This is a genomic window from Streptomyces sp. TSRI0281 (genome assembly GCF_001905125.1).
Lineage (GTDB): Bacteria > Actinomycetota > Actinomycetes > Streptomycetales > Streptomycetaceae > Streptomyces.
This window is the reverse complement of record NZ_LWLE01000007.1, coordinates 39,604-63,801: the sequence shown is the minus strand read 5'-3', so window position 1 is coordinate 63,801 and position 24,198 is coordinate 39,604. Positions and strand designations below refer to the sequence as shown.

The window sequence follows — 24,198 nt, the reverse complement described above, 5'->3', positions numbered from 1 at the left end:
CTGACGTGGGTGCCGTATCGGGACAGCCGTAGCAGCACTCGACCACGGACTCCGGGTTTCCCCTCAGATGCGGGCGCCCGATGACCGCTCTCTCACCGCTGCCGGGCCCGCGTGCCAAAGGGGGCGTTCCAGCTCTTCCAGCGGGCAAGCCCGGTGCACCACCGACCTGTGTATCTCAGCCGTCGCTGTTCGTCACGAGCACCACCCGACCTGTTCTGGAGGAATCGTGCACAACCGCTCCGTCTTCGCTGAATTGAACGGTGCCACGGTCTTGGTGACCGGTGGCGCAGGGCTCATTGGTTCCCGGATCGCGTCACGGCTGAAGCAGCTGGGCGCCCGCCCGATCGCGTTGTGCACCATGAGCGCCTACCCCGAGTACGTCTACTCCGGCCTCTTCGGTGTCGACATCTCCGACCCGGACATGGTGGTCGGCGACATCCGGGACACCGCTTTGGTGCGGAAGCTCGTCGCGGAATCCGACTACGTCATCCACGCCGCAGCGCTCGCGGATGTCGCCGCGTGCACTCGGGAACCGTCGGCCGCGATCGACGTCAACATCGCTGGCACGCAGACCGTCCTTGACGCCGTGGCAGCGAGCGACCGGGTACGCCGCATGGTGTTTGTGTCCTCCGCCAGCGTCTACGGGGACGGTGAGCCGCCGCAGGTCCGCGACCCGGAACTGGTCGTCCTAAGAAATCTCCTGGAGTCCGTGCACGGCCGCATCCCCCGCCAGTTCCACGAGACCGACCCGCTGCTGCCGGTCTCGGTCTACGGCACCACGAAGGTGTGGGGCGAACAGCAGACCGGTGTCGTGCTCGGCCAGGTCGGCACCTCCTATGCGATCGTCCGCTACTTCTCCGTTTACGGGGAACCCCAGACGATCAAGCCCAACAGCCACTCCTGGGTGGTGGCCTGGTTCGCCGCCCGAGCCTCGCTCGGCCTGCCCCTGCACCTGAACGGCGGAGGCCAGCAGGTCCGCGACCTCACCCACGTCGATGACATCGCCGAAGGAACCCTGCACGCGCTGACCAGTCCGAGGGCTCACAACGAGACGATCAACATCGGCACCGGCGTGGCCACCAGCATCCGGGACGTCGCCGAGGCCGTCCGGGACCACTTCCCCAACACTGACTTCCTGGCGATGCCCCTCCCGGCAGGCGATCCGCTCGGAGGGTACGCCTCGATCCGCCGCATGGAAGCTGTTCTGGGCTGGACGCCGACAGTGACCGTCACGGACGGGGTGGAGCGCTACGTGCAATGGCTCCGCCGCACGCCGCAGGCCGCCCCGACCTGGCTGGCCCAGACCACACCCCTGTGAACCCGATCGGCACCTCCGCCGCCCCGGCGCGACCGGGGCGGCGCCCCTCGACGGCCAGTTCATCCACGAAAGGCCCGGACGCGATGCAACCTCTCCTGCTCGGCACCTACATCACCGCGCCCACCGACGAACAGCTCGCCGCCACCCCGTACGGACGCCTGCACACCTACGACCTGGCCGACTTCCTCGCCCAGTGGCCGGACCTCCACCGAGAAGCACTCAGCCTGCTCGGCGACAGCCGTATCCACCCAACCGCGTTCATTCACCCGCAGGCCATCATCGGGGAAGACGTCATCATCGGCCCGCACGCCAAAATCTACGAGTTCTCCACGGTACGCAAGGGCAGTGTGGTGTGCGCCGGGGCCTCGGTCGGTTTCAACTGCGAGGTGACCGCGGCATTCGTCGGCGAAGGTGCGGTGCTCGGCCACCGGATCGGCATCAACCGCACGATCGTCGGCACCGGAGCCCACCTGTCGGCCGCAGTGACGGTGGCTGCCATCACGATGAGCCCTCACATGGCCTCACCACAGCGCGAGATCGTCATGCGAACCGAGGCTGGCGCCGCTTACCGATGCGGCACCACGCAGTTCGGAGCGGTCATCGGCGACGGGACGCAGACCGGCAACATGATCAGTCTCGGCCCCGGTGTCGTCGTCGGTCGCGACAGCCAGATCAACAGCGGTGTCACCCTCGCAATCCGGGCGGTCCCCGCCCGTTCGGTCATCTCGGCTCCCCACACCGCACAGACCCAGGTCCGCAGCCAGCGTCCGGCCGCCACGGCAGGGACCCGTCCGTGAACGGTCCCGGCCGCTTGGCCCCCTTGCGTCTGGCCATCGGTTCCGACCGCGCCGGCCAGGACTACAAAGACGCACTGGCCGACCATCTTCACGCACACGGCCTCGTCGCGTCCGTGCTCGACGTCGGTGTCCATGCTCACACCGAAGGCGCGTACCCGCAGATCGCCGAGGCGGCAGCCCGATGCGTGACCCAGTCCCAGGCGGACCGGGCGCTCCTCATCTGCCACACCGGCCTCGGAGTCGCCATCGCTGCGAACAAGGTGCCCGGCATCCGGGCCGTCACCGCACACGACTCCCTGTCGGTACGGGCCTCCGTCCTCTCCAACAATGCGCAGGTTCTGACGTTCGGTTCCGGAGTCATCGGCCTCGACCTCGCCAAGGACCTCGCCGCGCAATGGCTGACTCACCGCTTCGACCCCGACAGTTCGGCCGCCCGCAAGGTTCGCATGATCACGGACCTCGAACGCACCGGCCGGAGCATCCCCCCGCCCACTCATTGACCGGAAGGTGGCCCATGCCGACCAACCCAAGCACCGTCCCCCGCGTCACGGCAGATCTGAAGGTCCCGAACGAACCTGCCCAAGGGGGCTGGTACACCGGAGCAGAGCACGACGCGATCCGCATGACCCTGTCCGGATCGGAAAGCTGGCGTACCGGATGGAGGGGTTCCGAGTACGTCACCAGCTTCGAACGCGCCTTCGCCAGCTACACCGGGGCGGCTCAGGCGGTGGCTTTCAACTCGGGCGGCACCGCACTGGAGATGGTGCTCCGCGCACTGAAACTGCACCGCGGTGACGAGGTGATCTCGTGCGCGATCAACTTCGTCGGACCGCACCTCGCCGTTATCGGCCAAGGCGGACGGTTGGTCTTGGCCGAACCGGACCCGGTCACGCTCAACCTCGACCTGGAGGACGCCGAGCGCCGCATCGGCCCCCGAACCCGGGCGATCCTGATCACCCACTGGAATGGCGCCACCGCCGACATCGGCCGCTTCGTTGAGCTGGCGGAGCAGCACCCTCACCCCGTATACGGGCCGCCGGTTGTGATCGTGGACGCGGCACGCGCCTGCGGTGCCCGGACCCCGGACGGAGCCCGCGTCGGGTCCGAGGGCTGGGCCACGGTGTTCTCGTTCGAGTCGAAGAAGCTCATGACGACGTGCGGGCAGGGCGGCATGGTCACCACCGACGACAGTTACCTGGCCGACAAGCTGTACGGGCTGCGGACCTACGGCGGACTCACGAGCTGGGGCACCAACCAGCTGCTCACCAAGATCCAGGCCGCCGTCGGCCTCATCCAGCTCGCACGACTGGACGAAATGAACGCCGCCCGCGTCACCCGCGCCCGCGAGCGGTCCGCCGCCCTCTCCGACATCCCCGAGCTGACCCTCCCGCCCACGGCCGACCAGGACCAGCACGTGTACTACCGGCACAACCTCTTGGTCCCCAAAGAGTGGGCAGGCCTCGTCCGCGACGAGCTGATGAACATGCTCGCCGCCGAATACGGCATCGGCAGCATCATCTCCGACCCCGTCACCTACCTCGGTCACGACGTCATCCGCGCCCACACCGCCGGCCAGCGCTGCCCCCGCGCCGAACAGCTCGCCGCACGCCTCCTCTGCCCCTGCCTCCACCCGCAGATGAGCCCCGCCGAAGAGGACCTGGTTCGCGACGCCGTCCGCCGGGCCACCGCCGACGTTGCCCGGCTCCACCCCGCCATCGCAAAGGAGAACCACTGATGTCGCAGCTCCAGCACGAAATCGGCGCCATCCGGTCCCGGGAGATCCACCTGGTCGACCCGTACGGACCGAAAGACACCGACGGGCTCCTGCGGATGGTTTTCATGATCCCCTACGGGCACGCCTTCAGCCTGATGGGCAACGGCCCGATGAGTCTCCACGACCTCATCAACCGTTCGCAGGACATCCCCGCCGTGGCCGAGCGCGCCCTGCACTACGACTGCCTGATCCGCGACGGAAACCGGCTGAGCACGCCGGACGGCGAGCCCTACCGCAGCATCGAATCGGCGTTACCGGTCGCCACCGCCGACGTGATCGGCGTGTCCGTCATCAACTCCGGAAGCCTGCACTCCGTCTTTCAGCAGCTCGATCTCGCCGGAGTACCGAGACGCAGCGCCGACCGGATCCCCGGTCACCACCCGATCATCGTCGGCGGCAACTCGGGCCTGGCCGACCCCGAACCGATGGCTGACTACCTCGACATCATCGCCCTGGGAGAAGCCGAGGAATCCCTTCCGGAGCTACTGCGCGTCGTCCACGCCCACCACAGTCAGCCCGACGCCGGAGTCTCCCTGCACGAGAAGCTGGCGCGCATCCCTGGCCTGTACGTGCCGTCGCTGTACACCTGCGAGTACCTGCCCGGAGGCGGAGTCAGCACGGTGACCCCGAAGAAGCTCACCGTCCCCGCCAAAGCCCACACCGCCTACATCCCCGTCAAAGACCTTCCCCCCGCCCACTGGGTCTACCCGAAGAGCGACGGGACGGCCGCGGGCATCCACCCCACCATCGGCTGCCGGCATGCCTGCGACTTTTGCAACCTGGGGGTCCCTCCATTCCGGCACGCGCCCCTCGACATGCTCACGGACTACATCGACCGTCTCGAAACCCACAAGATCCGCCGGATCATCATCAGCTCGCCCACGTTCACCCAGTACCGCTACCGCAGCGAGCTGCTCGACCACATCAGCGCCTACGCCCGCCGCGCCTCCGCCATCGGGGAGACGGTCACCACGATCATCGGGTCTATCCGGGCCGACGAACTCACTCAGGACTACCTGGAGTCCGTCACCGAACTCGGGGAGTTCGGGCACCTCTTCACCGAACTGCAACTGGACCAGGCCCGGGGCATCATCACCATCGCACCCGAATGGGCGTCCCCCGACCTCGTGGCCATGTGGGGCAAGACCCAGCGCCGCGAGCGCGTGGACAACGCGATTGACCTGTGCCGCCGGAGCAACGACATCAACACGGTCATGCTGTATTTCATCGTGGGTGCCCCCGGCGAACGGGAGTCAGACCGGCTCGCCATCGCCGACTATGCGCGCGACGTACTGGACCGGCTCGGTCATCCGGACGGCACGGTGATCGTGAAGCTGACCCAGTTCATGCCCAAACCCGGCACTGCGAGCCAACGGATGCGCATGGCCGACCCGGACCTCGTCCACACCTACACCTCGGCGATCGAGGCCCGTCTGCGCCACCTCGTCGGCGACGAGGAGTTCCAACAGCACTTCCGCATCCTCGACCTCGGCGCCAGCCACATGCACCTCGAAGTCATCTCCTTACGGGGGGACCGCCGCATCGGCCTGGTCCTGGAAGAGCTCTACGACGCGGGCATCGACCTGCACGATGTCACCAAGGACCAGCTCGTTGCCTCTCTCGCCCGGCACGGGCTGGACTACGACCGTCATCTGCGGCACATGGATGAGCCCGTCCTGCCCTGGCACACGCTCAACCACGTGAACCCCGCCGCCGAACAGCAACTCGCTGTCGCCCTCTACGAGCGCGAAAGCACGCCCAGGTGAACGACTACCCCCTCCACCCGGGGAAGCACGCTCTGCTGGCCGTCCCTGACCCCGCCGAACACGCCGCCTATGTCCGCCTCGGCGATCCGGAGGCGGACCTCTCCACCATTGACGGCGCTGTACTCCTCTACCAGGGGTGGCTGCTGGAGCACGCCCACCGGAACTACCGGACCTGCCCCCGCCCGGGGTGGGTGCGCGGCGGCCTGCACCTGGCCTACCACCAGGGCCGCAGCTTTGCCCTGTGCGCTGGCTTCGGCCTCGGCGCCCCGGCTGCCGCACTCGTGGTTGAGCAACTGGTTGCCCTCGGCGTCCGGCGCATCATCACGGTCGGGACCGCCGCGTCTCTCCAGCACAATCTCCAGCCCGGTGCCCTCATCGTGTGCACGAGCGCGCTGCGCGACGAAGGGCTCTCCCACCACTACCTGCCCCCCGGCCACACGGTCTGTCCCTCGCCCGCACTCACCTGGCACCTGAGCGAAGCACTCACCGCGACCGGCGCACCGGTGACCCGGGGGCCGGTCTGGACCACGGATGCCCCCTACCGGGAAACGACAGCAGAAGTCGCCCGGTACCAGAAAGACGGCATTCTCGCCGCCGACATGGAGTCCGCCGCCGTCTTCGCCGTCGGTGGATACCGGTCTGTCGCCACCGCTACCGTCGTGGCCGTCGCGGACTCGCTCGTTGACCGGCGCCCACGCCAACGTTCACGCGACACCGAGCATGCTCTCCACGCCTCGCTGACGGCAGCGGCACAGGCCCTCAGCAGCTCCGCCACGTCACAGAAGGCCACGGACGAACACTAGGGTTGAACTCCCTGCGAACAGACGGCGAAAGGCACCTTTGTGAGTAGCGGCGCGGCGCGTCCCACGGTCGGCGCGGTCGTCCTGACCATGAACGACCGGCCCGACGAGTTCCCCCGGGCCATGGCCTCGCTCCTCGCGCAGGAAGGCATCGACCTCGATGTCATCGTGGTGGGCAACGGATGCAAGCCCGAGCAGGTCCCCGACGACGTCCGGACCGTCGAACTGCCTGCGAACGTCGGCATCCCCGAAGGCCGCAACGTCGGAGCCGCGGCCGTCGAGGGGGACTATCTGTTCTTCTTCGACAACGACGCTCACCTGCCCGACACCGGCACGCTCGCCCGCCTCGTGGCCGAACTCCGCCGCGACCCGCACCTCGCTTATGTACAGCCCCGGATCAGCGACCCCGTAACCGGGGCGACCCTGCGCCGTTGGGTGCCGCGCCTTCGCGCCTCGGACCCCACCCGCCCCGGGGTCGTGACGGTCATGGCCGAAGGCGTTGTGATGATCCGCCGAGACGCCTATGACCGGGCCGGAGGCTGGCCCGGCCACTTCTTCCTCTTCCACGAGGGCGTCGAGCTGGCATGGCGCCTGTGGAACCTGGGGTGCACCGGCCGGTACGTCCCCGACATCGTCGTCCACCACCCCGCCACCGACCCGGCGCGGCACGACACTTTCTATCGGCTCAACGCCCGCAACCGCGTCTGGGTCGCCCGCCGCAACCTCCCACTCCCGCTCATCCCGCTCAACCTGGCCACCTGGTGCCTGATCACCCTGTGGCGCATCCGGGATCGCCAGGCCCTCCGCGTCACGCTCGCCGGGTTCCGAGAAGGGCTGGCCGGCGGGCACGGACTGAGAAGTCCCATGTCGTGGCGGACGGTCATCCGCCTCACAAAGTCGGGAAGGCCGCCCATCTTCTGACAGGTGAGCGACCATCTGGAACTCTCCCTGTCGCCGCCTCATGAGGTCGAACAGGGCCGGATATTCGTACGTGGGTCGCCGCGGCCGATGGCTGGTTGTTTACCGATCGGCTACGTCAGGATGGGAAGCGATGCCAGACCACGAACGAGGCGGGTGGGCCGCCAGTCCAGCTGATCAGGCGGCGTGGCAAGACGGATTTCGGGGAACCGCATCAGTACCGCTCGTAGCGCGATGGACGCCTCGGCTTTGGCCAGGGGGGCGCCGACACAGCGGTGGATGCCGTGGCCGAAGCTGAGATGAGCAGCGGCGTCCCGGTCCAGGTCGAGTAGGTCGGGCGACGGGAACCGCGCCGGGTCGCGGTTGGCGGCGCCGAGGGCGACCAATACCGGGACACCGGCCGGGATTTCATTACCGCCGAGCGCAACGGCCTCCGTCGTGAACCGGAAGGTGGCCGTACTGACAGGGGAATCGAACCGAAGCAGCTCGTCCAGCACGGCTGGAACGTCGTCCGGATTCCTCCGAAGGCGGTCCAGCTCGGCAGGGCGCTGGAGTAGCGCCAGGGTGGCGTTGCCGAGGAAGTGGGTGGTGGTCTCGTGCCCGGCCACGAGAAGAAGCACTGCCAGAGAGACCAGCTCCTGTTCGCTCAAGCGGTCGTCTCCGTCGCGAGCCGAGATGAGCCGGTCAAGAAGAGAGCCACCGGGGCACAGGCGCTTGGCTGCGATGAGGCCCGTCATGTAATCGGCCATAGAATGCGAAGCGGCGTCGATGACGTCGGGCTTCCCCGCCGCGAACAGTTCTTCGGACCAGCACTGGACGTCGGGCCGGTCGCCCTCCGGGACTCCGAGCAGCTCGCAGATCACGATGACCGGCAGAGGTACCGCCAGACCGGCCATGAAGTCGAACCGCTCGCCGACGGGCCACTGCTCCAGCAGCTCGTCGGTGACCCGGGCAATGAACGGACGCAGCTCGGTGACGGCCCCCGTCGTGAACGCGTTGGTTACCAGCTTGCGCAGCCGGGTGTGCTGGGGTGGGTTGCTCGCCAGCATGTTGTGCGCCACCGCAGGGTGAAGGTGGCGACGCGACCCCTTGCCCTCGAAGAAGGCGGCTGTGTCCTTCGAGAGCCGAGCGTCGCCGAGAGCTTCCCTGGCTTCCGCGTAACCGGTGACCACGTAGTTGGTGTGCCCACTGGACCCGGTGGGCACGGACTGAACCGGGCACCTGGACCGCATGGCCGCATAAGTGGGGTACGGGTCCTGCAGGAAGCGGCGGTCCTGAGTCGGGTCGGTCATGCCTTCAGGCTCCAACCAGCTCCGGCCGGCCGTCGTCGGCGACACGCCCAACACGGAGTGCGTAGGCGTCGGCCACCAGGAGAAGCCACTCCGTGTCCGCACGGAGATCCTTGCGGGAGGCGGCCTCTGTCGACGGCGGGGCAACCTCATCGGCGAACCGGCCGGCCTTCGAAGCGGCCAGCGCTGCCTTCACGACAGCCGCCTCGACCGCTGCGGCTCCTCCCTCCGTTCCAGCGCCGAAAGCGCCCTGGGCCATCTCCTGCACTCGGCGGGACCTGTACGGCCGAAGGGCGAGGATGCCGTCGCTGATCTCGATGACTCGCCGTTGGAGCAAGAAGTCCGAGTTGTTCGAGGCGTCCTCGGCGAAGTCCGCAGATGGCAGGACGATCTCTGGCATCGCGGCTGACAGGTCCTGCCAGAGGGAACCGAGTGCTTCGAAGGACTGCGTCTCCCAGCGGTGTCGGCGGGCCTGGCTGATCGGGTAGACCACGGCAGGCAACGTGAGGCCGAGACAGATCAGCAGGACGGCGAGCGCCGGAGACGTCACGCTGAAGACGCACGGCGCGGCAACGAGCGACGAGCACTGTGAGTGGTCGGGTATGAGGTGGAAGCCCAAGCCCAGGGAGATAAGCACCGTCAGCTTGTACAGGGTGTAGACCAGCGCGAAGACACAGCCTGCTGCCGCCATCCGCAGACCTATCCGGACGCTGCTGCGACGAGTCGACTTCGACTGACGCATTGCCTGCAGCAGGAAGTCGACGATGGCGAAGCCGAGATAGGAAACGAAGAGGAGCAGGTAGAGCGCGTACACCTGCGGAGAGCGGTGCGTCATCTGTTCGACGGTGAACAGTGCGGCCATTCCGAAGACGGCGGTGGTGAAGAGGACAAGGCGCAGGCGGATTCGACGCTCTGCTTCTGCGGGCTCCAGGTTGAGCTGGAACGAGACGGCCAGGACCGCAGTCGCAGCGGCCAGCGAAGCGCAGTTGCTCAGCAGCCGGGCCACATGCGGCACGACTGCTTCGACCGCGTCCTCGAACAGCGGCGCGTAGGAGGCGAAGGACAGGGCGAACGAGCCAAGGAGCGCGCCCATGGCCCACGTCCCCGTCGGACGGGGCGTCCCTCGACCGAGAACCCAGTAGCTGGCTGCCGCTGCGAGCAGGCATGCCATGCCAAGAAAAACGGCATTCATCGTGAGCGGAACCGACCTTTCTTAATCGGCTGAGCGAAGAGCGCGTCCCAGCTGTCCGACCCTTTTTCCGGCTGACGGGAAGGGGATTCACGTTCGCGATAGATGCGCTGGCGGATAACCGTTGCCATCATCTCCGCTTCGCGTTCGTCGGCCGTCGAGTAGCTCGTGCGTCCCGACATGCGCATCACCAGCGTGGGATTCACCCCGAGGGATTGGGCCGTATCTGCGTCGACCTCCAGACTGCCGGAGTGGTCGCAGTACACATGGCAAAGCTCATGGGCCAGAATGTGCCGCTGGTGATGGACAGAGGTGCCCTCCTCGTAGTAGAGAAGTTCGGCTTCCGGTGTCTCCAGGCGTATGCCGCACGGCGCATCAATCGCACCCAGTGTCCCTAGAGGTTTCAGAAGGATGGGCTTCCCGCGACGTGCGGATATCGCCTCGCGCAATTCGCGCGTATTGAAGCGGTGCGGCAAGCGCAGGAGATCCACCTGCTTCTCGCACGATTTACGCAAGCGTCTCTCATCGTTATCGGGCAAGGACACGGAAATCCCCCCTCGGCCTGGGCCGTGCATCAAATCGCTAGTGCGTGCGGGCAAGAGGATGCCAAGAAGTAGGAGGAAGCCACGCTTCCTGGAACTGAGAGTTCCGATTACGGATGGTGACCCGATCCGAGAGAGGTGCGCGACGGTGGTGCGGAGTGACCTCTTTTTCGATCTTGGCCAACAGGGTGTGGCGCCAGCGATCCCAAGGCTGCCTCGTGGGTGACGTGAATGGTTGAGCGATCGACTACCCGTTATGTCTGACTACGCTGAATGACTGTTCCATGATCCTCTGATGGTGATTCAGGGTGTGTTGTGTCGCACCTCACCTGATCATGGGATCTAATCTCAGGCCCATGGACTCCCGGGGTGGGCAGGTCGAGGGCGCTGAACCCGGCGACGAGTCCTTACCTGAGCTGCTGCGATCGTGGCGGAGCCGCACGAACCCCCGAGTGGTCCCGGGCCTGGCGGCCTCGGGCCGCCGGAGTGCAGGGCTGACGCAGCGTGATGTGGCTCGCATGACTGGGGTGAGTGAGCGTTGGTACGGCGCACTGGAGCGCGGCCAGAAAGCTGGATACTCCGCTGACTTCCTCGATCGGCTCTCGTCAGCGTTAGGGCTGAGCCGTGCGGAGCGTCACGCGCTGTACTTGAGGGCGCTCGGCCGTCCGCCGGCACTTGCCGCCGTTCCGGAAGCCGACGCGGCAGCGGAGAAGGACGAGGTGCTCCAGCAGTTCCTGGACGACCAGGCACCCAACCCCGCCTTCGCGACGGACCTTGCGTGGAATGTGATCGGCTACAACGGTCCGCTGCTGGACTGGTTCCCGTGGGCCGCCTACCAGGCCAACCAGATGCGATGGGCATTTCTGAGCCCGGAGGCACGCGAGCAACTCGTGAACTGGGAGCAAGACTGGGCTCGCCCCTATTTAGGGCAGATCCGGTATGAGCGGGCCCACCATCCGAAGAACGAGGCCCTGCGGCAACTGGAGCGCGACATCCTCGTGGCATCCCCGGCCGCTCGGAAGATGTGGGATCGCCGAGAGGTGGTCGAGCACGCCGACGGTGACCTGCGTCGGCTCAGGCTCCCGTATCACCAGGGCCGGGAGGTCGCTGTTCGCATCGTCGCCTTGCGGCCCATGCGCAGCGACCGCCTCCGAGTGATCGTGTTAATGGAAGATCACCAAGAGGCTGGCGGCGTCTGATCGAGCCAAGAGGCTGGTGTGTGCGCGCCCGCGGTTCCGCCGGGAACGAACTCATTCGTCGTCGAGCAGCCCGGAGTCGTCCGACTCGTCTGGCATCCCCTCCAGTCGACGAGCCTGGTCGATCACGGTGTTCAGCATGTGCAGGCTCGACGTGCTGAGCCCGTTGGCGCGCAAGGCGACTCGGCGCACGCCCTGGTCGCGCATGGCAGCAACAACCTGAATCTCCGCACGCTGCCGTTCGGCCTCCGCCTCGTCGAAGAAGTAGCCCGGGTTCACGCCGAAGAACCCGGCCAGTGCGCGGATGGTCTGCATCTTAGGGTTCGTGTTGGTCCCGGTGCGGAGCTGCTGGATGGCGCTTGCGGAGATGGCCACGCCGGACGTGTCGCGGATGCCCTGTGAGACCTCCGCGTACGTGTACGGGCCGCGCCCCTTCGGGCGCACCTCCCGGAACAGATAGTCGAGCAGCTCCGCAAAGGTGCGCTCGTTCTTCTCGGTCATCTCCAGCCCTTCGCCATGACCGCCATTCTATCCACTCCAGTGGTGATAACGCCCGCCATTGCCCCGAGTGTCGACATTGCAGTTGACGCGAGAGCGTAACTGCGGTGTACGTTGACCATCAATTCCGTCCAGTGCAGTGTTCCGCGCCTGGTCGGAGTGGGTGCGAAGAGGCTGGACTTGCCCCCGGGGTCGCCATATGGTTCTGGTCCCCACACAAACGGACCATCGGCCGGGGCAGGCCAGGAGGGGAGGGGCGATGTACACACGCGGGCCATGACGCCCGCAGGGGCAAAGGAGACCGGCGCCCGGGAGCTACCAACTCCCAAGCGCCGGGCCGGCACCCCTGAGGGGCGCCGATTCACATCTCGCGAGCGGCGGGGCTTTTGCACGAGAACCGCCGCACCGCACTCCTACGAACAACGGAGTATCGCATGCTCGCCATGCCGAGCGGCACCCCGGCCTGCCCGGACACTGACCGCCAGCACCGCCTCGCCTCCCAGCTTGCCGACATGATTCCGGGCGCGGCCACCATCCGGGTCAGCCTCAACGACCCGAGGCAGGCGTGGCCCCACCCGCACGCCATCGTCAAGGACGAGGCTGGGGAGACGATGGAGCTGGGCCGGACGACCGCAAGGGTCGCAGCCCGCTGGATCCTGCGGGTCTGGCCGGAGGCGGACTGGACACGACCGCACACCTTCGACCTTGCCCACGCCACCCTCACCCGCAGCGACCTGATCGCCGCCGGTCGGGGCTGCTGACGTGGCGCGGATACGAACGATCAAACCGGAGGCGTTCGTCTCCGAGTCGCTCGCCGAAGTGAGCGTCGAGGCCGAGCGCACCTTCTTCGGCCTGCTCACCCAGGCCGACGACCACGGCCGCCACCGCGACAACGCGGCAATCATCGCCGGGCTCCTCTGGCCCCTGCGCGCTGAGCGCACCTCGGTCCACGTCGAAGACGACCTCCACCAGCTCGCGAACGCTGACCTGATCTGCCGGTACACCGGCTGCGACGGCCGCCGCTACCTCCACATCGTGACCTGGTCCGACCACCAGAAGATCGACAAGCCGAGCCAGTCCCGACTGCCCTCCTGCCCGCAGCACCAGATGGCCGACCGCTGCGCCCCCTGCAAGGGGACCTGCACGAAGCGGGCCGAGGAGTCGCCCGCCCCTCCCCGAGGGCTCGCCGAGACTTCGCCGAACGCTCCCCGAGCCCTCGATCTGCCCACGCGGCCCGCCGCGACGCCTCATGACCACACAGGCCAGGCCCCAGTCACCCAGCAGGACGCCTTCGACGGCATGGCCGACACCCCTAGCCACGCGGACACGAAAAGCGCAGGTAAGGACGCATTCGCCAAGGGCTCCCCGAACCTTCCCCGAAGCCTCGGAGAGGGCTCGGCGCCTGGATCTAGGACCTTGGATCCTGGATCTTCTTTCCCTACGGGGCGCACAGCGCCCGCAGCCACCGTCTCGGCCAACCAGCTCGTCGGCGAGTACATCGCTGCCTGCGACGAGCGCCCGCCCAGTGACGTGATCGGCCACCTCGGGCGGATCGTCAAGAAACTCCTGGGCGAGGGCATCGCCCAGGAGCACATCCGGGGCGGGCTGCAGAACTTCGCCGCCAACCCCAAGCACCCGAGCGTGCTGACCAGCATGGTCAACGAGGCCATGAACGCACGCTCCGGCGGTTTGGCGCGGCCGGGAATCCGGCCTAACGTGCCCGCCCACCAGGCGTGGACCAACCCCGCCAACGCTGCCGCCGCCTACGCCGAGGAGCTGTGATGCGCACCCGTAACCGCGAACCGCAGACCCTCGGCGAGGGCACCCTGGACCGGATGGCCCGGATCCTGGCCGCTCGCAACATCGCCCCGGCCGCCGTCGCCGCACTGGTCGACGAGCCCGAGCCGTTCTCCCCGCTGGCCGCCCTGTCGGCAGGGATGCCCCCGCGCTACCAGGCTGCCGTAGCCGACCACCCCCAGGTCCTGGCCTGGGCCCGGGAGGTCGTCGAGGCGGCCGTCGCCCCCAGCCGGGGAGCCCGGCGACAGGTCACGACAGGGCCGAGCCTGCTGATGGCCGGGGTCGTCGGCGCGGGCAAGACGCACCAGGCGTACGGCGCGGTCAGGCAACTGGTGCAGAGCGGAGTCGGCGTGCGCTGGCGCGCGACCACCGCCGCCGACCTGTACGCCGGCCTGCGCCCCCGGCCCGGGGGCGACAGTGAGCGGGAGCTGGCGGCCGTCAGCCGCTGCCCACTGCTGATCATCGACGACCTCGGCGCGGCCAAAGCGTCCGAGTGGGTCGAGGAAGTGACGTACCGGCTGATCAACCGCCGGTACAACCACATGCTCCCGACCCTGATCACCACCAACCTGGCGATCAAGGACCTCCGGGCCTACCTCGGCGACCGCGTGACCTCCCGTCTCGCGCAGATGACCACTCGGGTCGAGTTCGAGCCGGTCGACCGCAGACGCCACCGCGCCGCAGCCTGACCCACCGCAGGCCGCCACACCGGGCCGTGCGCCACGCGCCGCCCGTGCACCTCACCGACCCAGCGCACCTCTCCGCCGACGCCCCTGCGCGCGGAGAGCGATCGGAGCAACCCGCATGACCACCACGACGATCAGCCCTGCCCGCCATCGGTCGCTCGGCGACCAGACCTGGCAGGACCAGGCCGTCTGCCAGAGCACCGAATACAACCCGGTGGACCCCGACATCTTCTTCCCGGAGCCCGACGAGACCAGCAAGATCGCCGCCGCGAAGGCGCTGTGTGGCCAGTGCCCGGTCCGCCGCACCTGCCTGGACGCCGCGCTGGAAGGCGGCACCACCGACGGCATCCGGGGCGGGCTGACCGAGGAGGAGCGCGGTCCCCTGCACGAGAAGCTCGCCCACCGCCTCGACTACAGCCGTGTCAACGACACGATCGCGGGGCGCGATGTCCACCTCACCAAGGCGGAGCGCCGCGCGGTCGTCTACGCCGCCTTCCGCCACGGGTTGACCGAGCAGCGTCTGGCCTGGCTCCTGAAGATCTCCGAGGAGCATGCCCAGAAGTTGTACCGCGAGACCCGCCGTGCCCTCGTGCACCGTGACCTGGAGCCGGCCACGAAGACCACCGCGCCTCCCGAGGCCGACGGTGAGCGCCTGGGCCGCGACGACTTTGGGACGGCGGCGTGAGTACCGCGAGCATGCCGAAGGCGGCGCACATCACCGGCTGGGACCGCGCGGTCGTCATCGCCCTGGGCGGCGCGGGGTGCGCGCTGTCGTACGACGCCCTCCAGCAGATGGCCGTCGCCGTCCACGTCCGCGGTTTCCTCACTTACCTCTTCCCCCTGGTGATCGACGGGTTCATCGCCTACGGCATCCGGGCACTCCTGGTTCTCCGCGACGCGCCCCTGCGTGCCCGGCTCTACGTCTGGACCCTCTTCGGCACGGCCACCGCTGCCAGCATCTGGGCCAACGCCCTTCACGCGGTCCGGCTCAACGTGGATGCGGCTGCCGACACCGGCCTCCGCCTCGGGGACATGGTGGTCGCGGTGCTGTCCACCATCGCTCCGCTCGCGCTGGCCGGAGCGGTCCACCTCTACATCCTCATAGCCCGGGGCCCGGTCAAGGGCAGCGACCGCGATGTCCTCGATCGGGCCGGTCACCTCGGTCAGGCGGACCGCGGTGAGGGCATCCCGGTCACCCGGACTGACCGGGGCGGTCAGCAGCAGCCGCAGGTCGGTCAGGTCAGCGCCGTGCCACCGGTCACTGCCCTGACTGACCGCCCGGGACTGTCCCTGGACAAGCAGACCCCGAGCCCTCGGCCACTGACCGGGGACAGTGCCCCGGCGGACAGCAGCGACCAGGTCACCGGTTACCACGATCAGCCGTACGAGGCCGCTGACCGGCCCGGACAGCCAGACACCGCGCCGCCGGACACCGGCCGTCAGGACAGCCTCGCACCGGTAACTTACAGGCCGGTCACTTCGCAGCCGGTCACTGACCGGGACACCCGGACAACCAGTGACCGGCGGTCGGACCCGGACACCGAGGAACTGCTGAAGATCGCCCGGTCGGCGGTCAGGGCCGAGGACAAGCTGACCCGCAAGGTGGTCGCCCAGGCGATCCGAGGTCAGCAGATCCCGCTGTCCAGCGACACACTGACCGCCCTGATGGCCCAGCTCCGCGAGCAGCACGGACAGCCGGTCACCTCTGCCCAGAACTGACCGGGCACCACGGAGCGGGTGGCCGAGCCGGACACCCGGCTGGTCACCCGCTCCCGAACACGCGCCCCACTTCCTTCCGAAGCGATCCGGAGAGCACGTCATGCGCACCCACCCGGCCACACCTGTCGAGGTCCATTCCTGGCTGACCGTCCTGCACCAGCGCGGCCACCTTCACCGTGTGCAATCCGGCTCTGACAACACCTGGACCGTGCAACGAGAACGGCACAGTCGCCCCTGGACCCTGCACCACCCGGTCCTGGCCATGGACTGGATCGAGGAACTCGTCCGCGAAATCCAGCAGCAGAATCCGGAGACGAGCCGGTGACCGCCAACGACCCGGCGGTCACCACGGCCGGACAGCAGCGTGCCCCCACGACGGCTCCTGGCGGAGCAAGTTGTCGCATACGACGGTCCTACGGCCCGTCGCACGCACTTGCCCCCGCCCAGGAGGGCGGGGAAAGTCCGGCTGGTCCCCGAGCGAGGGCGCTCGGGAACCAACCGGACGCCCGGCACCAGGGGGTGCCGGACGCGGGGGGAGAAGCAGACCGCCACAGCGACCGCGAGCAACCGAGCCCGAGCGCGTCCCCCTTCCCCGACCGCAAGCCGCGCCGCCGCACCCGCAACCCGACCGAGCGCACCCGCAAGACGACCACCCGCCTCTCCGACACAGAGAAAGCCGAGATCGTCGCCGCCGCCGCGCAGCGCAGCGTCACCGTCGCGCGCTTCCTCGCCGCCGCCGGCCTCGCCGCCGCCCGCGGTTCCACCACCCTGCACACCAACGAACAGCTCGACGACGCCATCGACGAGCTGGCCGCCTTGCGCACCGCCCTCTCCCGGGTCGGCAACAACATCAACCAGATCGCCTACGTCCACAACGCCGGGGGGCAGCCCAGGCCCGGCGAACTCGAACACGCCCTCACCACCCTGACCCGACTCTTGGCCCGTATTGACGACGTGGCCGACACCCTGGTGAAGAAGCGACTCTGATGGTCCCCAAGATCCGACGCGGCTCACGAACCCACGGCCTTCTCGTCTACCTGTACGGCCCCGGCAAACGCGACGAACACACTGACGCGCACCTCGTCGGGAGCTGGGACGGCTTCGCCCCCGACCCCGGACGAGACACCAGCCCCGACCCCGACCCCAAGGTCACCCTCGCCCGCCTGTCCGCAGCGCTGGACCTGCGGGTCAAGCAGGCCGGCACCACGGCACCGGCCCAGCACGTCTGGCACTGCTCGGTCCGCACCGACCCCGGCGACCGACGCCTGACCGACGCCGAATGGAACACCGTCGCCCGCCGCTTGGTCCACGCCGTCAACCTCGCCCCTGAAGGCGATCCGGACGGCTGCCGTTGGGTCGCCGTACGGCACGCCGACGACCACATCCACATCTTGGCCACCATGGTCCGAGGCGACCTGCGCCGTCCGAGGATGAACTACGACTTCAAGAAGGCCCAGGCCGAGTGCCGTCGCATTGAGAAGGAGATGGGTCTGCGCCAGCTCAGGCCCGGCGACGGCACTGGAGCAAAGTCCCCCACCAGCGCAGAGCGTTTCAAGGCCGAGCGAACCGGGCGGCCCGAGGCTCCTCGCGAGACTCTCCGCGAAGCCGTGCGCCAAGCCCTTGCGGGGACGGCCACCGAAAAGGAGTTCTTCAGCAGGCTCCGCGAGGCGGGCCTCCGTGTGAAGATCCGAAACGCCCCGTCCGGCGACGCCATCGGCTACAACGTCGCGCTTCCCGGCGACCGCAACTGCGAGGGCAAACCGATCTGGTACCCCGGATCCAAGCTGGCCCCTGACCTCTCACTCCCCAAGATCCGCCGTCGCCTGGCCGACGGAACTGCTGACCAGACGACGCAGCCGGCGGCCACCAGCGGCCGACCGGGCTGGTCCCCGCCCGCCCGGGAACGACGCAACGCCACCGGCATCGTCGAGCGCGCTGCCGTCCTGCTCGACAGCGACGACGACGAAGCCGCAGCTCAACTGGTAGGGCTCGGTGAACTCCTGGATGCGGTGACACAGACCTCCCCAGCCGCCACCCGCGCCGAGCTGGGTGCCGCCGCCCGTGCCTTCGAGCGTGCCACCCGCAGCCACGTCCGAGCGGAGTATGCCGACACCCGGGCGATCCGCTCGGCGGCCCGGGGCATCATCCAGGCCGGCGGCGCCCTCGGCCGTGGCGAGGACGGGGGCACCACCGCCATGCTCCTCTCCACCCTGGTCCTGGTGGCTCTAGCCGCCGCACGCTGGCACTCCGCCCGTGGCCATGCCCAGCAGGCCCACGCCTCCCGACAGACCGCCGAACATCTACGAGCCGCCTACCGACAGACTGCCGCCACTGCCATGCAGGCACTGAGTGACCTAGGTCGCGCGCTACCCGAAGCCACTCGCCGAACCCACGAGGCCAACATCCGTGCTGCCCTGCAGGAAGAGGGGCTGCGAACAGACAGCTCGGCAACGAAGACCGACGCCCTGGCCGCCACCCTTGCCCAGACCGAGCAAGCAGGCCGTGATCCGAAGGCCCTTCTGCAGGAAGCCATCGGCATGCGCGAACTCGACACCGCCGAGGATGTGAACGACGTCCTGGTCTGGCGGCTGCGCCGTCTCGCCCAGCTTCCCGCCTCCCCGGGGGAAGCGACCCATCGTCAGCAGGCGGGTGTCAGCCAGCCCAAGTCCTCGGCCAACCACACCAGCAACCGGACGGCGCCGGCGGTCGAAGTTCGCCCCGCTGCCTCCGACCCGCGCAACCGCCCACCGCGCCGCTGACGAGCGTCCGGCGGGCCGGTTACCGGCCCGCCGGACTCCGAGAAACCCCTGGACAACCGGTTGCACCGGCTGTTACGGATGGAAATAGAAGGACCTTGAACGGGAGATGACGCTCGTGCTCAGAACCACCGACCGACCCGCAGAGCCGACACTCGTGCCGCCCGTCCTCCCCGCCAGCACCGATCCCCTGCTGCAACTCGAGTACGAGACGCAGCCGCCCAGCGGCCCCGGCGCGACGCGCTGCCTCAGCCACCCCCGTGAACTGGTCCTTCGCGGAATTCCGGTCATGTGCACGGCCTGCCGTGCCCGGCGCGACTGGCTGCTCATCAACCATGGACGAAACGTCTGGGTCTGCTGCCGCTGCAGCAACCAGTGGCTCGAACCCGAGATCAGCCGGGCCGACTTCGACGGCCTGATCGCCATCCCGGACGGGACGACCTACCCGAGTGTTGAGCAGGGGCTCGCCGCGCTCGGCTTCGATGGGGCCTTCACCGGAACCTACCTGGACTAGGCACCACAGAAACAAGCTCCAGCGGGCGATATCCGCTCACGCATGGGGCGGCTGGCGGATGACGCTCCCACACCCGCTGGTCGGTGGGCGACTGCCGTGCTCGTGTGAAGCCTGCTATCCGTTGGAGTCTGTCTGACGCACCAGGCCGGAGTTCTTGTTCTCAGGTGCACTTGCACGCCCGGCGGAAAGATGAACTAACTTCTTCACTCTTCTGGGTGATCGGTGTCGCGGAGTTGAAGGGTTCATCGCTGGCCGCCAGGGCTTCCAGTTCGGCTTTCATTTCGCTTTCCGTTCCGGATTGACCGGAATGTGATCGAAAATTTGGCGAATCCGCCTTGTTGATCGTCGGGCTGCCGTCCTGAACGATGCAAGATCATTCCGCTTTCACGGACTTTCTCGGAGTGGTGCCGACTATCCCTGGCTGACTACGTTGTGGTTCAGGGAAACGTTAAAGGGCTTCGAGGCAGGCGGTGAACCCCTCGAAGCCCTTACGCGTCCGCCCGGTCCCGACAAGAGAAAGAGAACAGAGTGATCGAACGCGCCGGCCAGAAGCCTGTCAGCGGCTTTCTGGTGTGTCCCGAGATTACCATTCCGGCTTTTAGTGCCGGCCAAACCCCGCTGGTGAGCGTTTTCGGCTTCACATTGCGGTGGAGTTCCGTACTGCTCGGCGCTCTGGTGACCGCCGTCGTCCTGAAGGGAGAACCGCCGTCGTACGAGGCCCTGGCAGTCCTTGGCCCCGTGGTGTGGGCGGACCGGACTGCTCTCTCCTGTTTCCGGATCCGGCGCCACTAGTCGACGGAGGGGCGGGCCTCTCTGGGGCCCGCCCCGGGCGGTACTTGCCGCTGGAAGGGAGTTGCGGGGTGACCGAGCGGGCGGGAGAAGCAGTGATGGACAGCAGGGGTGAGAAACGACGCACCGGTCGGGCGGTCTACAAAGACTGCGCATTCCAGGGGTGCGGGCGGCGGTTTCGTCAGCGGCAGGGTGTGGGCAGGCCGCCGATCTACTGCCATGTGGCCTGCCGGCGACGCGCGCAGTACCAGCGCGACCTCGCCGCTGCGGGGGACGGCCCCCGTCGTCCCGGCCCGAAGCGCCCGCGAGGCGTCCGCGGAGGCATGAGGGCGCAGGACGGTCGACGGCTGTTCGGGCGGACGCTGCGGAATCTGTTGTGGTTCAGCGGGCTGACCGTCCGAGAGGTCGCCGACCTCGCCTGGATCGCTCCTGTCCGAGTGAAGGCAATTCTCGAAGGGGACGTGGTGCCGACCTGGCCGACGACCTTCATGATCGTCAGTGTGATGCGCGGCTCACCCGATGACGTTCGCTGGCTGTGGGAATGGGCCCGGGGGCAGCGACCGCGGTACCCGGCATCCCACCCCGGGGCGACGGACCGATTCCAGGCTGCGCTCAGAGGACTTCGGCTCGCCTCGACGCCCGGCACCGCAGCCCGGGGTGAAACCGAGGCGTGCCTCCTCCTGGACCAGCAGGGCCTGCCCGGCGTCCTGGAGGACTGGGAACAGGCACGGGGTCTGATCGAAGGCTTCGGCGCCAGTGCTGAACGGTTTCAGCCATTGTGGGAGCAGGCCCGCCGTGCCGCTTTGAGCACCCCTGAATTCCTCTCCCGTGATGAGGACGGCGATGGCGCAGAAGTGGAGTGAAATCCGGGGTGCGGTGTGCGCCTGGCGCACCCAGCCCGCGTACGGCGTACCGGGGTGGTGCGGTGAGGAAGTCCGCCTGCGCGGTCTGCCGTTCGTGGCCCCGCCTCACGGGGCGGCGCTGGAGCTTCGGATGCCCGTCACGTTCACCGCGTTCTGCACGCTCCGGCTGGCCGCCTACGTACGGTTCGCCACAGCCTGTACCGGGTGCCCGCGTACGGGCAGAGAGCTGGCGCAGGATGCCCTTGGGGATCTCGCGACCGTCTGGGAGAGGGCTTTGCGCAGCGCGTCGCCAGCGGCACTGTCCTGGGACCTGATCAGCGAGAGGGGCAGCGCCCGCGCCCGGTTGCGGCCCGGCGGCTCGGTGTACTGCGTTCTGCCACGCCTGTGTGCCGACGCCGTCGTGCTGCGCTACCGCCTGGGCATCGGACTGGCGGAAACCGCAGATCTCATGGGCATTGACGAGCTGGAGGTCAGGGGAATGCTGCGGTATGCGACCAGGAAGGCCGCCGAGTGTGGCATATGCGCACAGCATAAATAGGACTGTGGCGCGGCCTCTCCAGGGCCGGCAAAGGCGTTGACTCGGTGACTTAAAGTAGCGCGTTCGAGTCGTTTCGTCCCTCGGAGTAGTGAAGCGGCTGGCCCTGGTGGAGAGAAACTCCTAACATGGACCCCTACCCGAAAGGGATCTGACGCCGCACGGGGTGCTGCGGCGCGGACGGGCTGCGGGGAGGCAGTGCCATCCAACCTGACTTTAGTATGCCCAGCTTTGCGAGGATGTACGACTATTTAATCGGCGGCCGTGACAATTATCCGGCCGACCGGGAAGCCTGTGCGGAGCTCTTGCGGATAGCTCCCAGCACGCGTGATTTGGCACTGGTGAATCGCGCTTTTCTCATCCGTGCGGTCCGGTACTTGGCTGAAGAGTGCGGCATCACGCAGTATATCGATCATGGCTCCGGTCTTCCCGCGCCGCCGAATGTTCACCAAGTCGTCCAAGGAATTCATCCTGACGCACGCGTGGTGTACGTCGACAATGATCCGATCGTTCTCGGTCACGGGAAGATGATGCTGGAGGAGGACACGGCGACCACCGCGGTGATACTCCAGGATCTGCGGCGGACCGACGCCATCTTCGAGAGCGACGAAGTCCGTCGGCTGATCGACCAGAACAAGCCGATCGCGTGCCTCTTCGTCTCGGTCCTGCACTGCGTACGCGAAGAGGACGACCCGTGGACCCTGGTCCGGGACGTTGCTCGCCGGCTGCCGTCGGGAAGCTACCTGGTGATCTCCCACCTCGCGAGCGACGACGCGCAACTGCGCGCCGACATCACGCGGTTCATGCGTGCCGCCACGGGAGGGAACTGGGGTGAGGTCCGCTCCCTGGCCGAAGTGAAACGGTTCTTCGACGGGTTGGAACTGGTGCAGGCGCAGGCGCCGTGCGAGGTGTCGCTCTGGCGGCCGGACGGTGAACTCGGACCCCGGCAGGCGACGAAGGAATGGGTCGAGTTCGGAGGTGTGGCCCGCGTTCCCTAGCGCTTGCCGACGAGCCGCTGGATGTGCTCGTCGATGATGGCCATCGTCGCCTCCTTGCGGGCGGCACCCATGAACAGAGTGGTGAGCCGCTGACGGTGCAGCTCGACGTCCTTCGCGTCGCTCAGGTACGTCCCGCCCACATTGCTGGACTCGAGGTAGACGAGGTCGTCGCCGTGTCCTGGCCGCATCGTCAGCAGCGTGACAGAGCTGTGCGTGGGCACCAGGTCCGCGGACGCGTCGAACGGCAGAACCCGGATGCTGATCCGCCGGCTGTTCTCCGCGACGCTCAGCAGGTGGCGGAGCTGAGCACGCATGACGGGAATGCTGCACTTCGTGCGCCGCAGTACGTTCTCGTCCAGCACAGCGTAGAAGTCCGGTGCGCCCGGCAGGGACAGGTGCATCTGGCGTTCCAGGCGGAAGGCCATGCGGCGGCGGAGCGCTGCGATATCCGGCTCGTGGAGCACACCATTGGGGTCCGCCGCAGCCTCCGTCATGATTGCCTGCGCGTACTCCGGCGTTTGCAGCAGGCCCGGCACGTGGCGGGCCTCGAATGCACGGATCTCGCGGGCGTCGCGCTCCTGGCTGAACAACCGGTTGCCGTGGTCGGGGATGACGTCCCGGTACTCGGCGAACCATTCTTTAGCGCTTGCTTCCCTGGCCATGGCGACGCAGGCTTCCAGGTCGCCCGGGTCGCCATGGGTGTACAGGTGTACGAGGCGGCGGACTTGGCCCTCCTGGACAGAGACCTTGCCCCCCTCGTACTTGCTGAGCATCGACGTCGAGCCGATCGCCCCGGCTGCTACCACATCCTTCTGCAGCATCCGGGCCTCCTCGCGAAGCCGTCGCAGATGCCTTCCCAGAAGGTCAGCTGCGACGGCCGGCGACCTGCCGCCACCACCGTCCGGAACGGCACTCAAATCCCCGTCGGACATCATCACTCCTCAACTCACACCGGCCAGGCGGCCAGTATTCCAGAGTAAGGAGTCAACGATGACGGGGCGGTGGACGGCTATCCCCTTTTCAGACAGTCATGCCGTCGAACTCGCCGTCCTTCGCGCTCTGCAGGAAAGCATTCCACTCCCCGGAGGTGTACACCAGTGCGGGTCCACTGGTGTCTCGGGAGTTGCGAAGCGCGACGTGGCCTTCCGTGAGCCGCGCAATTTCAACGCAGTTGCCGCCGATGCCGTCGCTCAACGAGGACTTTACCCACGTAACGCCCGTGATTGCATCCGCTGAAACGCCGTTGTTGTACATGCGTGTCACCTGCTCTTTCGGTCCTGACCTGCCGAGATGGAGAGGGGGCGGGCTATGCTCGCGCGGCGAGCACATCCGACCGATACCCGCTTTCATGCGCCCTTGAAAGTTCATGGGCGGTGGGGGGCGATGGTGATCCTATCCCTGCAATAGGGGCTCGCGGCGTCCCTCGAAAGAGTGTTCCTGCGGGGTGACAATAT

At 67.7% G+C, this 24,198-nt stretch carries 27 protein-coding genes; 21 read left to right on the top strand and 6 right to left on the bottom strand.

Annotated elements, in window-relative coordinates; genetic code table 11:
• Positions 1 to 226: 226 nt before the first annotated feature.
• The 7 genes from A6A29_RS14085 to A6A29_RS14055 all read left to right on the top strand — a co-directional run bounded on the left by A6A29_RS14085 (position 227) and on the right by A6A29_RS14055 (position 7,376).
• The gene (locus A6A29_RS14085; RefSeq protein WP_073720414.1) at positions 227 to 1,318 is read left to right on the top strand and encodes an NAD-dependent epimerase/dehydratase family protein; all 1,092 of its coding nucleotides are present in this window, start codon (positions 227 to 229) and stop codon (positions 1,316 to 1,318) included.
• An 83-nt stretch (positions 1,319 to 1,401) separates the two neighbouring features.
• Positions 1,402 to 2,115, top strand: coding sequence for a transferase (locus tag A6A29_RS14080; protein WP_073720413.1), 714 nt, complete (start codon positions 1,402 to 1,404; stop codon positions 2,113 to 2,115).
• 14 nt (positions 2,116 to 2,129) lie between these two features.
• On the top strand, positions 2,130 to 2,615 hold the full coding sequence (locus A6A29_RS14075) for an RpiB/LacA/LacB family sugar-phosphate isomerase (protein WP_107468216.1): 486 nt from the start codon (positions 2,130 to 2,132) through the stop codon (positions 2,613 to 2,615).
• A 14-nt stretch (positions 2,616 to 2,629) separates the two neighbouring features.
• Entirely contained in the window at positions 2,630 to 3,850 is a 1,221-nt protein-coding gene (locus A6A29_RS14070; protein WP_073720411.1) for an aminotransferase class I/II-fold pyridoxal phosphate-dependent enzyme, read from the top strand.
• A complete protein-coding gene (locus A6A29_RS14065) occupies positions 3,850 to 5,655 on the top strand; it encodes a B12-binding domain-containing radical SAM protein (RefSeq protein WP_073720410.1) in 1,806 nt (601 codons plus the stop codon). The genes A6A29_RS14070 and A6A29_RS14065 overlap by 1 nt, the downstream gene beginning before the upstream one ends.
• Positions 5,652 to 6,458, top strand: coding sequence for a nucleoside phosphorylase (locus A6A29_RS14060; RefSeq protein WP_073720409.1), 807 nt, complete (start codon positions 5,652 to 5,654; stop codon positions 6,456 to 6,458). The genes A6A29_RS14065 and A6A29_RS14060 overlap by 4 nt, the downstream gene beginning before the upstream one ends.
• Positions 6,459 to 6,497: 39 nt before the next feature.
• Positions 6,498 to 7,376, top strand: a complete 879-nt coding sequence (locus A6A29_RS14055) for a glycosyltransferase family 2 protein (protein WP_073720408.1) — start codon at positions 6,498 to 6,500, stop codon at positions 7,374 to 7,376.
• Positions 7,377 to 7,486: 110 nt separating this feature from the next.
• Here A6A29_RS14055 and A6A29_RS14050 read toward each other — a convergent pair whose 3' ends face one another.
• The 3 genes from A6A29_RS14050 to A6A29_RS45790 are packed head-to-tail and all read right to left on the bottom strand — an operon-like array spanning position 7,487 to position 10,396.
• A complete protein-coding gene (locus A6A29_RS14050) occupies positions 7,487 to 8,665 on the bottom strand; it encodes a cytochrome P450 family protein (protein ID WP_073720530.1) in 1,179 nt (392 codons plus the stop codon).
• Positions 8,666 to 8,669: 4 nt separating this feature from the next.
• The gene (locus A6A29_RS14045; protein ID WP_338012871.1) at positions 8,670 to 9,833 is read right to left on the bottom strand and encodes an MAB_1171c family putative transporter; all 1,164 of its coding nucleotides are present in this window, start codon (positions 9,831 to 9,833) and stop codon (positions 8,670 to 8,672) included.
• A gap of 17 nt (positions 9,834 to 9,850) precedes the next feature.
• Complete coding sequence (locus A6A29_RS45790) at positions 9,851 to 10,396, bottom strand: regulator component (protein ID WP_241838458.1); 546 nt, start codon at positions 10,394 to 10,396, stop codon at positions 9,851 to 9,853.
• A 332-nt stretch (positions 10,397 to 10,728) separates the two neighbouring features.
• Here A6A29_RS45790 and A6A29_RS14035 point away from each other — a divergent pair, with 332 nt between their 5' ends.
• Positions 10,729 to 11,592, top strand: a complete 864-nt coding sequence (locus A6A29_RS14035) for a helix-turn-helix domain-containing protein (RefSeq protein ID WP_338012870.1) — start codon at positions 10,729 to 10,731, stop codon at positions 11,590 to 11,592.
• Between the two features lie 51 nt (positions 11,593 to 11,643).
• Here A6A29_RS14035 and A6A29_RS14030 read toward each other — a convergent pair whose 3' ends face one another.
• Positions 11,644 to 12,090 carry a Secondary metabolite protein gene (locus tag A6A29_RS14030; RefSeq protein ID WP_073720405.1) on the bottom strand — a complete coding sequence of 149 codons (447 nt, stop codon included), beginning with the start codon at positions 12,088 to 12,090 and terminating at the stop codon, positions 11,644 to 11,646.
• Between the two features lie 431 nt (positions 12,091 to 12,521).
• Here A6A29_RS14030 and A6A29_RS14025 point away from each other — a divergent pair, with 431 nt between their 5' ends.
• The 13 genes from A6A29_RS14025 to A6A29_RS13965 all read left to right on the top strand — a co-directional run bounded on the left by A6A29_RS14025 (position 12,522) and on the right by A6A29_RS13965 (position 22,744).
• Complete coding sequence (locus A6A29_RS14025; RefSeq protein WP_073720404.1) at positions 12,522 to 12,848, top strand: transcriptional regulator; 327 nt, start codon at positions 12,522 to 12,524, stop codon at positions 12,846 to 12,848.
• Between the two features lies 1 nt (position 12,849).
• Positions 12,850 to 13,869, top strand: a complete 1,020-nt coding sequence (locus A6A29_RS14020; protein WP_073720403.1) for a hypothetical protein — start codon at positions 12,850 to 12,852, stop codon at positions 13,867 to 13,869.
• A complete protein-coding gene (locus A6A29_RS14015; protein WP_073720402.1) occupies positions 13,869 to 14,573 on the top strand; it encodes an ATP-binding protein in 705 nt (234 codons plus the stop codon). The genes A6A29_RS14020 and A6A29_RS14015 overlap by 1 nt, the downstream gene beginning before the upstream one ends.
• A gap of 115 nt (positions 14,574 to 14,688) precedes the next feature.
• Positions 14,689 to 15,255 carry a WhiB family transcriptional regulator gene (locus A6A29_RS14010; RefSeq protein ID WP_073720401.1) on the top strand — a complete coding sequence of 189 codons (567 nt, stop codon included), beginning with the start codon at positions 14,689 to 14,691 and terminating at the stop codon, positions 15,253 to 15,255.
• A complete protein-coding gene (locus tag A6A29_RS14005; protein WP_073720400.1) occupies positions 15,252 to 16,289 on the top strand; it encodes a DUF2637 domain-containing protein in 1,038 nt (345 codons plus the stop codon). Before A6A29_RS14010 ends, A6A29_RS14005 begins: the two co-directional genes overlap by 4 nt.
• Before the next feature lie 100 nt (positions 16,290 to 16,389).
• Positions 16,390 to 16,614: a hypothetical protein gene (locus A6A29_RS14000; RefSeq protein ID WP_073720399.1), complete on the top strand. Its 225-nt coding sequence runs from the start codon at positions 16,390 to 16,392 to the stop codon at positions 16,612 to 16,614.
• Between the two features lie 194 nt (positions 16,615 to 16,808).
• Positions 16,809 to 17,276: a MobC family plasmid mobilization relaxosome protein gene (locus A6A29_RS13995; RefSeq protein WP_241838457.1), complete on the top strand. Its 468-nt coding sequence runs from the start codon at positions 16,809 to 16,811 to the stop codon at positions 17,274 to 17,276.
• Positions 17,276 to 19,048 carry a relaxase/mobilization nuclease domain-containing protein gene (locus A6A29_RS13990; RefSeq protein WP_073720397.1) on the top strand — a complete coding sequence of 591 codons (1,773 nt, stop codon included), beginning with the start codon at positions 17,276 to 17,278 and terminating at the stop codon, positions 19,046 to 19,048. The genes A6A29_RS13995 and A6A29_RS13990 overlap by 1 nt, the downstream gene beginning before the upstream one ends.
• Positions 19,049 to 19,154: 106 nt before the next feature.
• Complete coding sequence (locus A6A29_RS13985; RefSeq protein ID WP_073720396.1) at positions 19,155 to 19,559, top strand: hypothetical protein; 405 nt, start codon at positions 19,155 to 19,157, stop codon at positions 19,557 to 19,559.
• A gap of 528 nt (positions 19,560 to 20,087) precedes the next feature.
• Complete coding sequence (locus A6A29_RS13980; protein ID WP_073720395.1) at positions 20,088 to 20,351, top strand: hypothetical protein; 264 nt, start codon at positions 20,088 to 20,090, stop codon at positions 20,349 to 20,351.
• 68 nt (positions 20,352 to 20,419) lie between these two features.
• Positions 20,420 to 21,211 carry a hypothetical protein gene (locus A6A29_RS13975; protein WP_143196987.1) on the top strand — a complete coding sequence of 264 codons (792 nt, stop codon included), beginning with the start codon at positions 20,420 to 20,422 and terminating at the stop codon, positions 21,209 to 21,211.
• A complete protein-coding gene (locus A6A29_RS13970; RefSeq protein ID WP_241838456.1) occupies positions 21,192 to 21,749 on the top strand; it encodes a hypothetical protein in 558 nt (185 codons plus the stop codon). Before A6A29_RS13975 ends, A6A29_RS13970 begins: the two co-directional genes overlap by 20 nt.
• A 218-nt stretch (positions 21,750 to 21,967) precedes the next feature.
• Positions 21,968 to 22,744 carry an SAM-dependent methyltransferase gene (locus A6A29_RS13965; RefSeq protein ID WP_073720393.1) on the top strand — a complete coding sequence of 259 codons (777 nt, stop codon included), beginning with the start codon at positions 21,968 to 21,970 and terminating at the stop codon, positions 22,742 to 22,744.
• Here A6A29_RS13965 and A6A29_RS13960 read toward each other — a convergent pair.
• Positions 22,741 to 23,676 carry a DUF5753 domain-containing protein gene (locus A6A29_RS13960; protein WP_079182754.1) on the bottom strand — a complete coding sequence of 312 codons (936 nt, stop codon included), beginning with the start codon at positions 23,674 to 23,676 and terminating at the stop codon, positions 22,741 to 22,743. The two genes, A6A29_RS13965 and A6A29_RS13960, sit on opposite strands and share 4 nt — an antisense overlap.
• A gap of 88 nt (positions 23,677 to 23,764) precedes the next feature.
• Positions 23,765 to 23,998, bottom strand: coding sequence for a DUF397 domain-containing protein (locus A6A29_RS13955; RefSeq protein WP_079182739.1), 234 nt, complete (start codon positions 23,996 to 23,998; stop codon positions 23,765 to 23,767).
• Positions 23,999 to 24,198 lie beyond the last annotated feature (200 nt).

Coding starts and splice junctions, on each gene's coding strand:
- A6A29_RS14025 (WP_073720404.1), top strand. CDS start 12,522: ATGCTCGCCATGCCGAGCGGCACCCCGGCCTGCCCGGACACTGACCGC.
- A6A29_RS14080 (WP_073720413.1), top strand. CDS start 1,402: ATGCAACCTCTCCTGCTCGGCACCTACATCACCGCGCCCACCGACGAA.
- A6A29_RS14000 (WP_073720399.1), top strand. CDS start 16,390: ATGCGCACCCACCCGGCCACACCTGTCGAGGTCCATTCCTGGCTGACC.
- A6A29_RS13985 (WP_073720396.1), top strand. CDS start 19,155: ATGACGCTCGTGCTCAGAACCACCGACCGACCCGCAGAGCCGACACTC.
- A6A29_RS13955 (WP_079182739.1), bottom strand. CDS start 23,998: ATGTACAACAACGGCGTTTCAGCGGATGCAATCACGGGCGTTACGTGG.
- A6A29_RS13960 (WP_079182754.1), bottom strand. CDS start 23,676: ATGTCCGACGGGGATTTGAGTGCCGTTCCGGACGGTGGTGGCGGCAGG.
- A6A29_RS14070 (WP_073720411.1), top strand. CDS start 2,630: ATGCCGACCAACCCAAGCACCGTCCCCCGCGTCACGGCAGATCTGAAG.
- A6A29_RS14050 (WP_073720530.1), bottom strand. CDS start 8,665: ATGACCGACCCGACTCAGGACCGCCGCTTCCTGCAGGACCCGTACCCC.
- A6A29_RS14015 (WP_073720402.1), top strand. CDS start 13,869: ATGCGCACCCGTAACCGCGAACCGCAGACCCTCGGCGAGGGCACCCTG.
- A6A29_RS13965 (WP_073720393.1), top strand. CDS start 21,968: ATGCCCAGCTTTGCGAGGATGTACGACTATTTAATCGGCGGCCGTGAC.
- A6A29_RS13970 (WP_241838456.1), top strand. CDS start 21,192: ATGGCGCAGAAGTGGAGTGAAATCCGGGGTGCGGTGTGCGCCTGGCGC.
- A6A29_RS14035 (WP_338012870.1), top strand. CDS start 10,729: ATGGGATCTAATCTCAGGCCCATGGACTCCCGGGGTGGGCAGGTCGAG.
- A6A29_RS14010 (WP_073720401.1), top strand. CDS start 14,689: ATGACCACCACGACGATCAGCCCTGCCCGCCATCGGTCGCTCGGCGAC.
- A6A29_RS14045 (WP_338012871.1), bottom strand. CDS start 9,833: ATGGCATGCCTGCTCGCAGCGGCAGCCAGCTACTGGGTTCTCGGTCGA.
- A6A29_RS13990 (WP_073720397.1), top strand. CDS start 17,276: ATGGTCCCCAAGATCCGACGCGGCTCACGAACCCACGGCCTTCTCGTC.
- A6A29_RS14030 (WP_073720405.1), bottom strand. CDS start 12,090: ATGACCGAGAAGAACGAGCGCACCTTTGCGGAGCTGCTCGACTATCTG.
- A6A29_RS14065 (WP_073720410.1), top strand. CDS start 3,850: ATGTCGCAGCTCCAGCACGAAATCGGCGCCATCCGGTCCCGGGAGATC.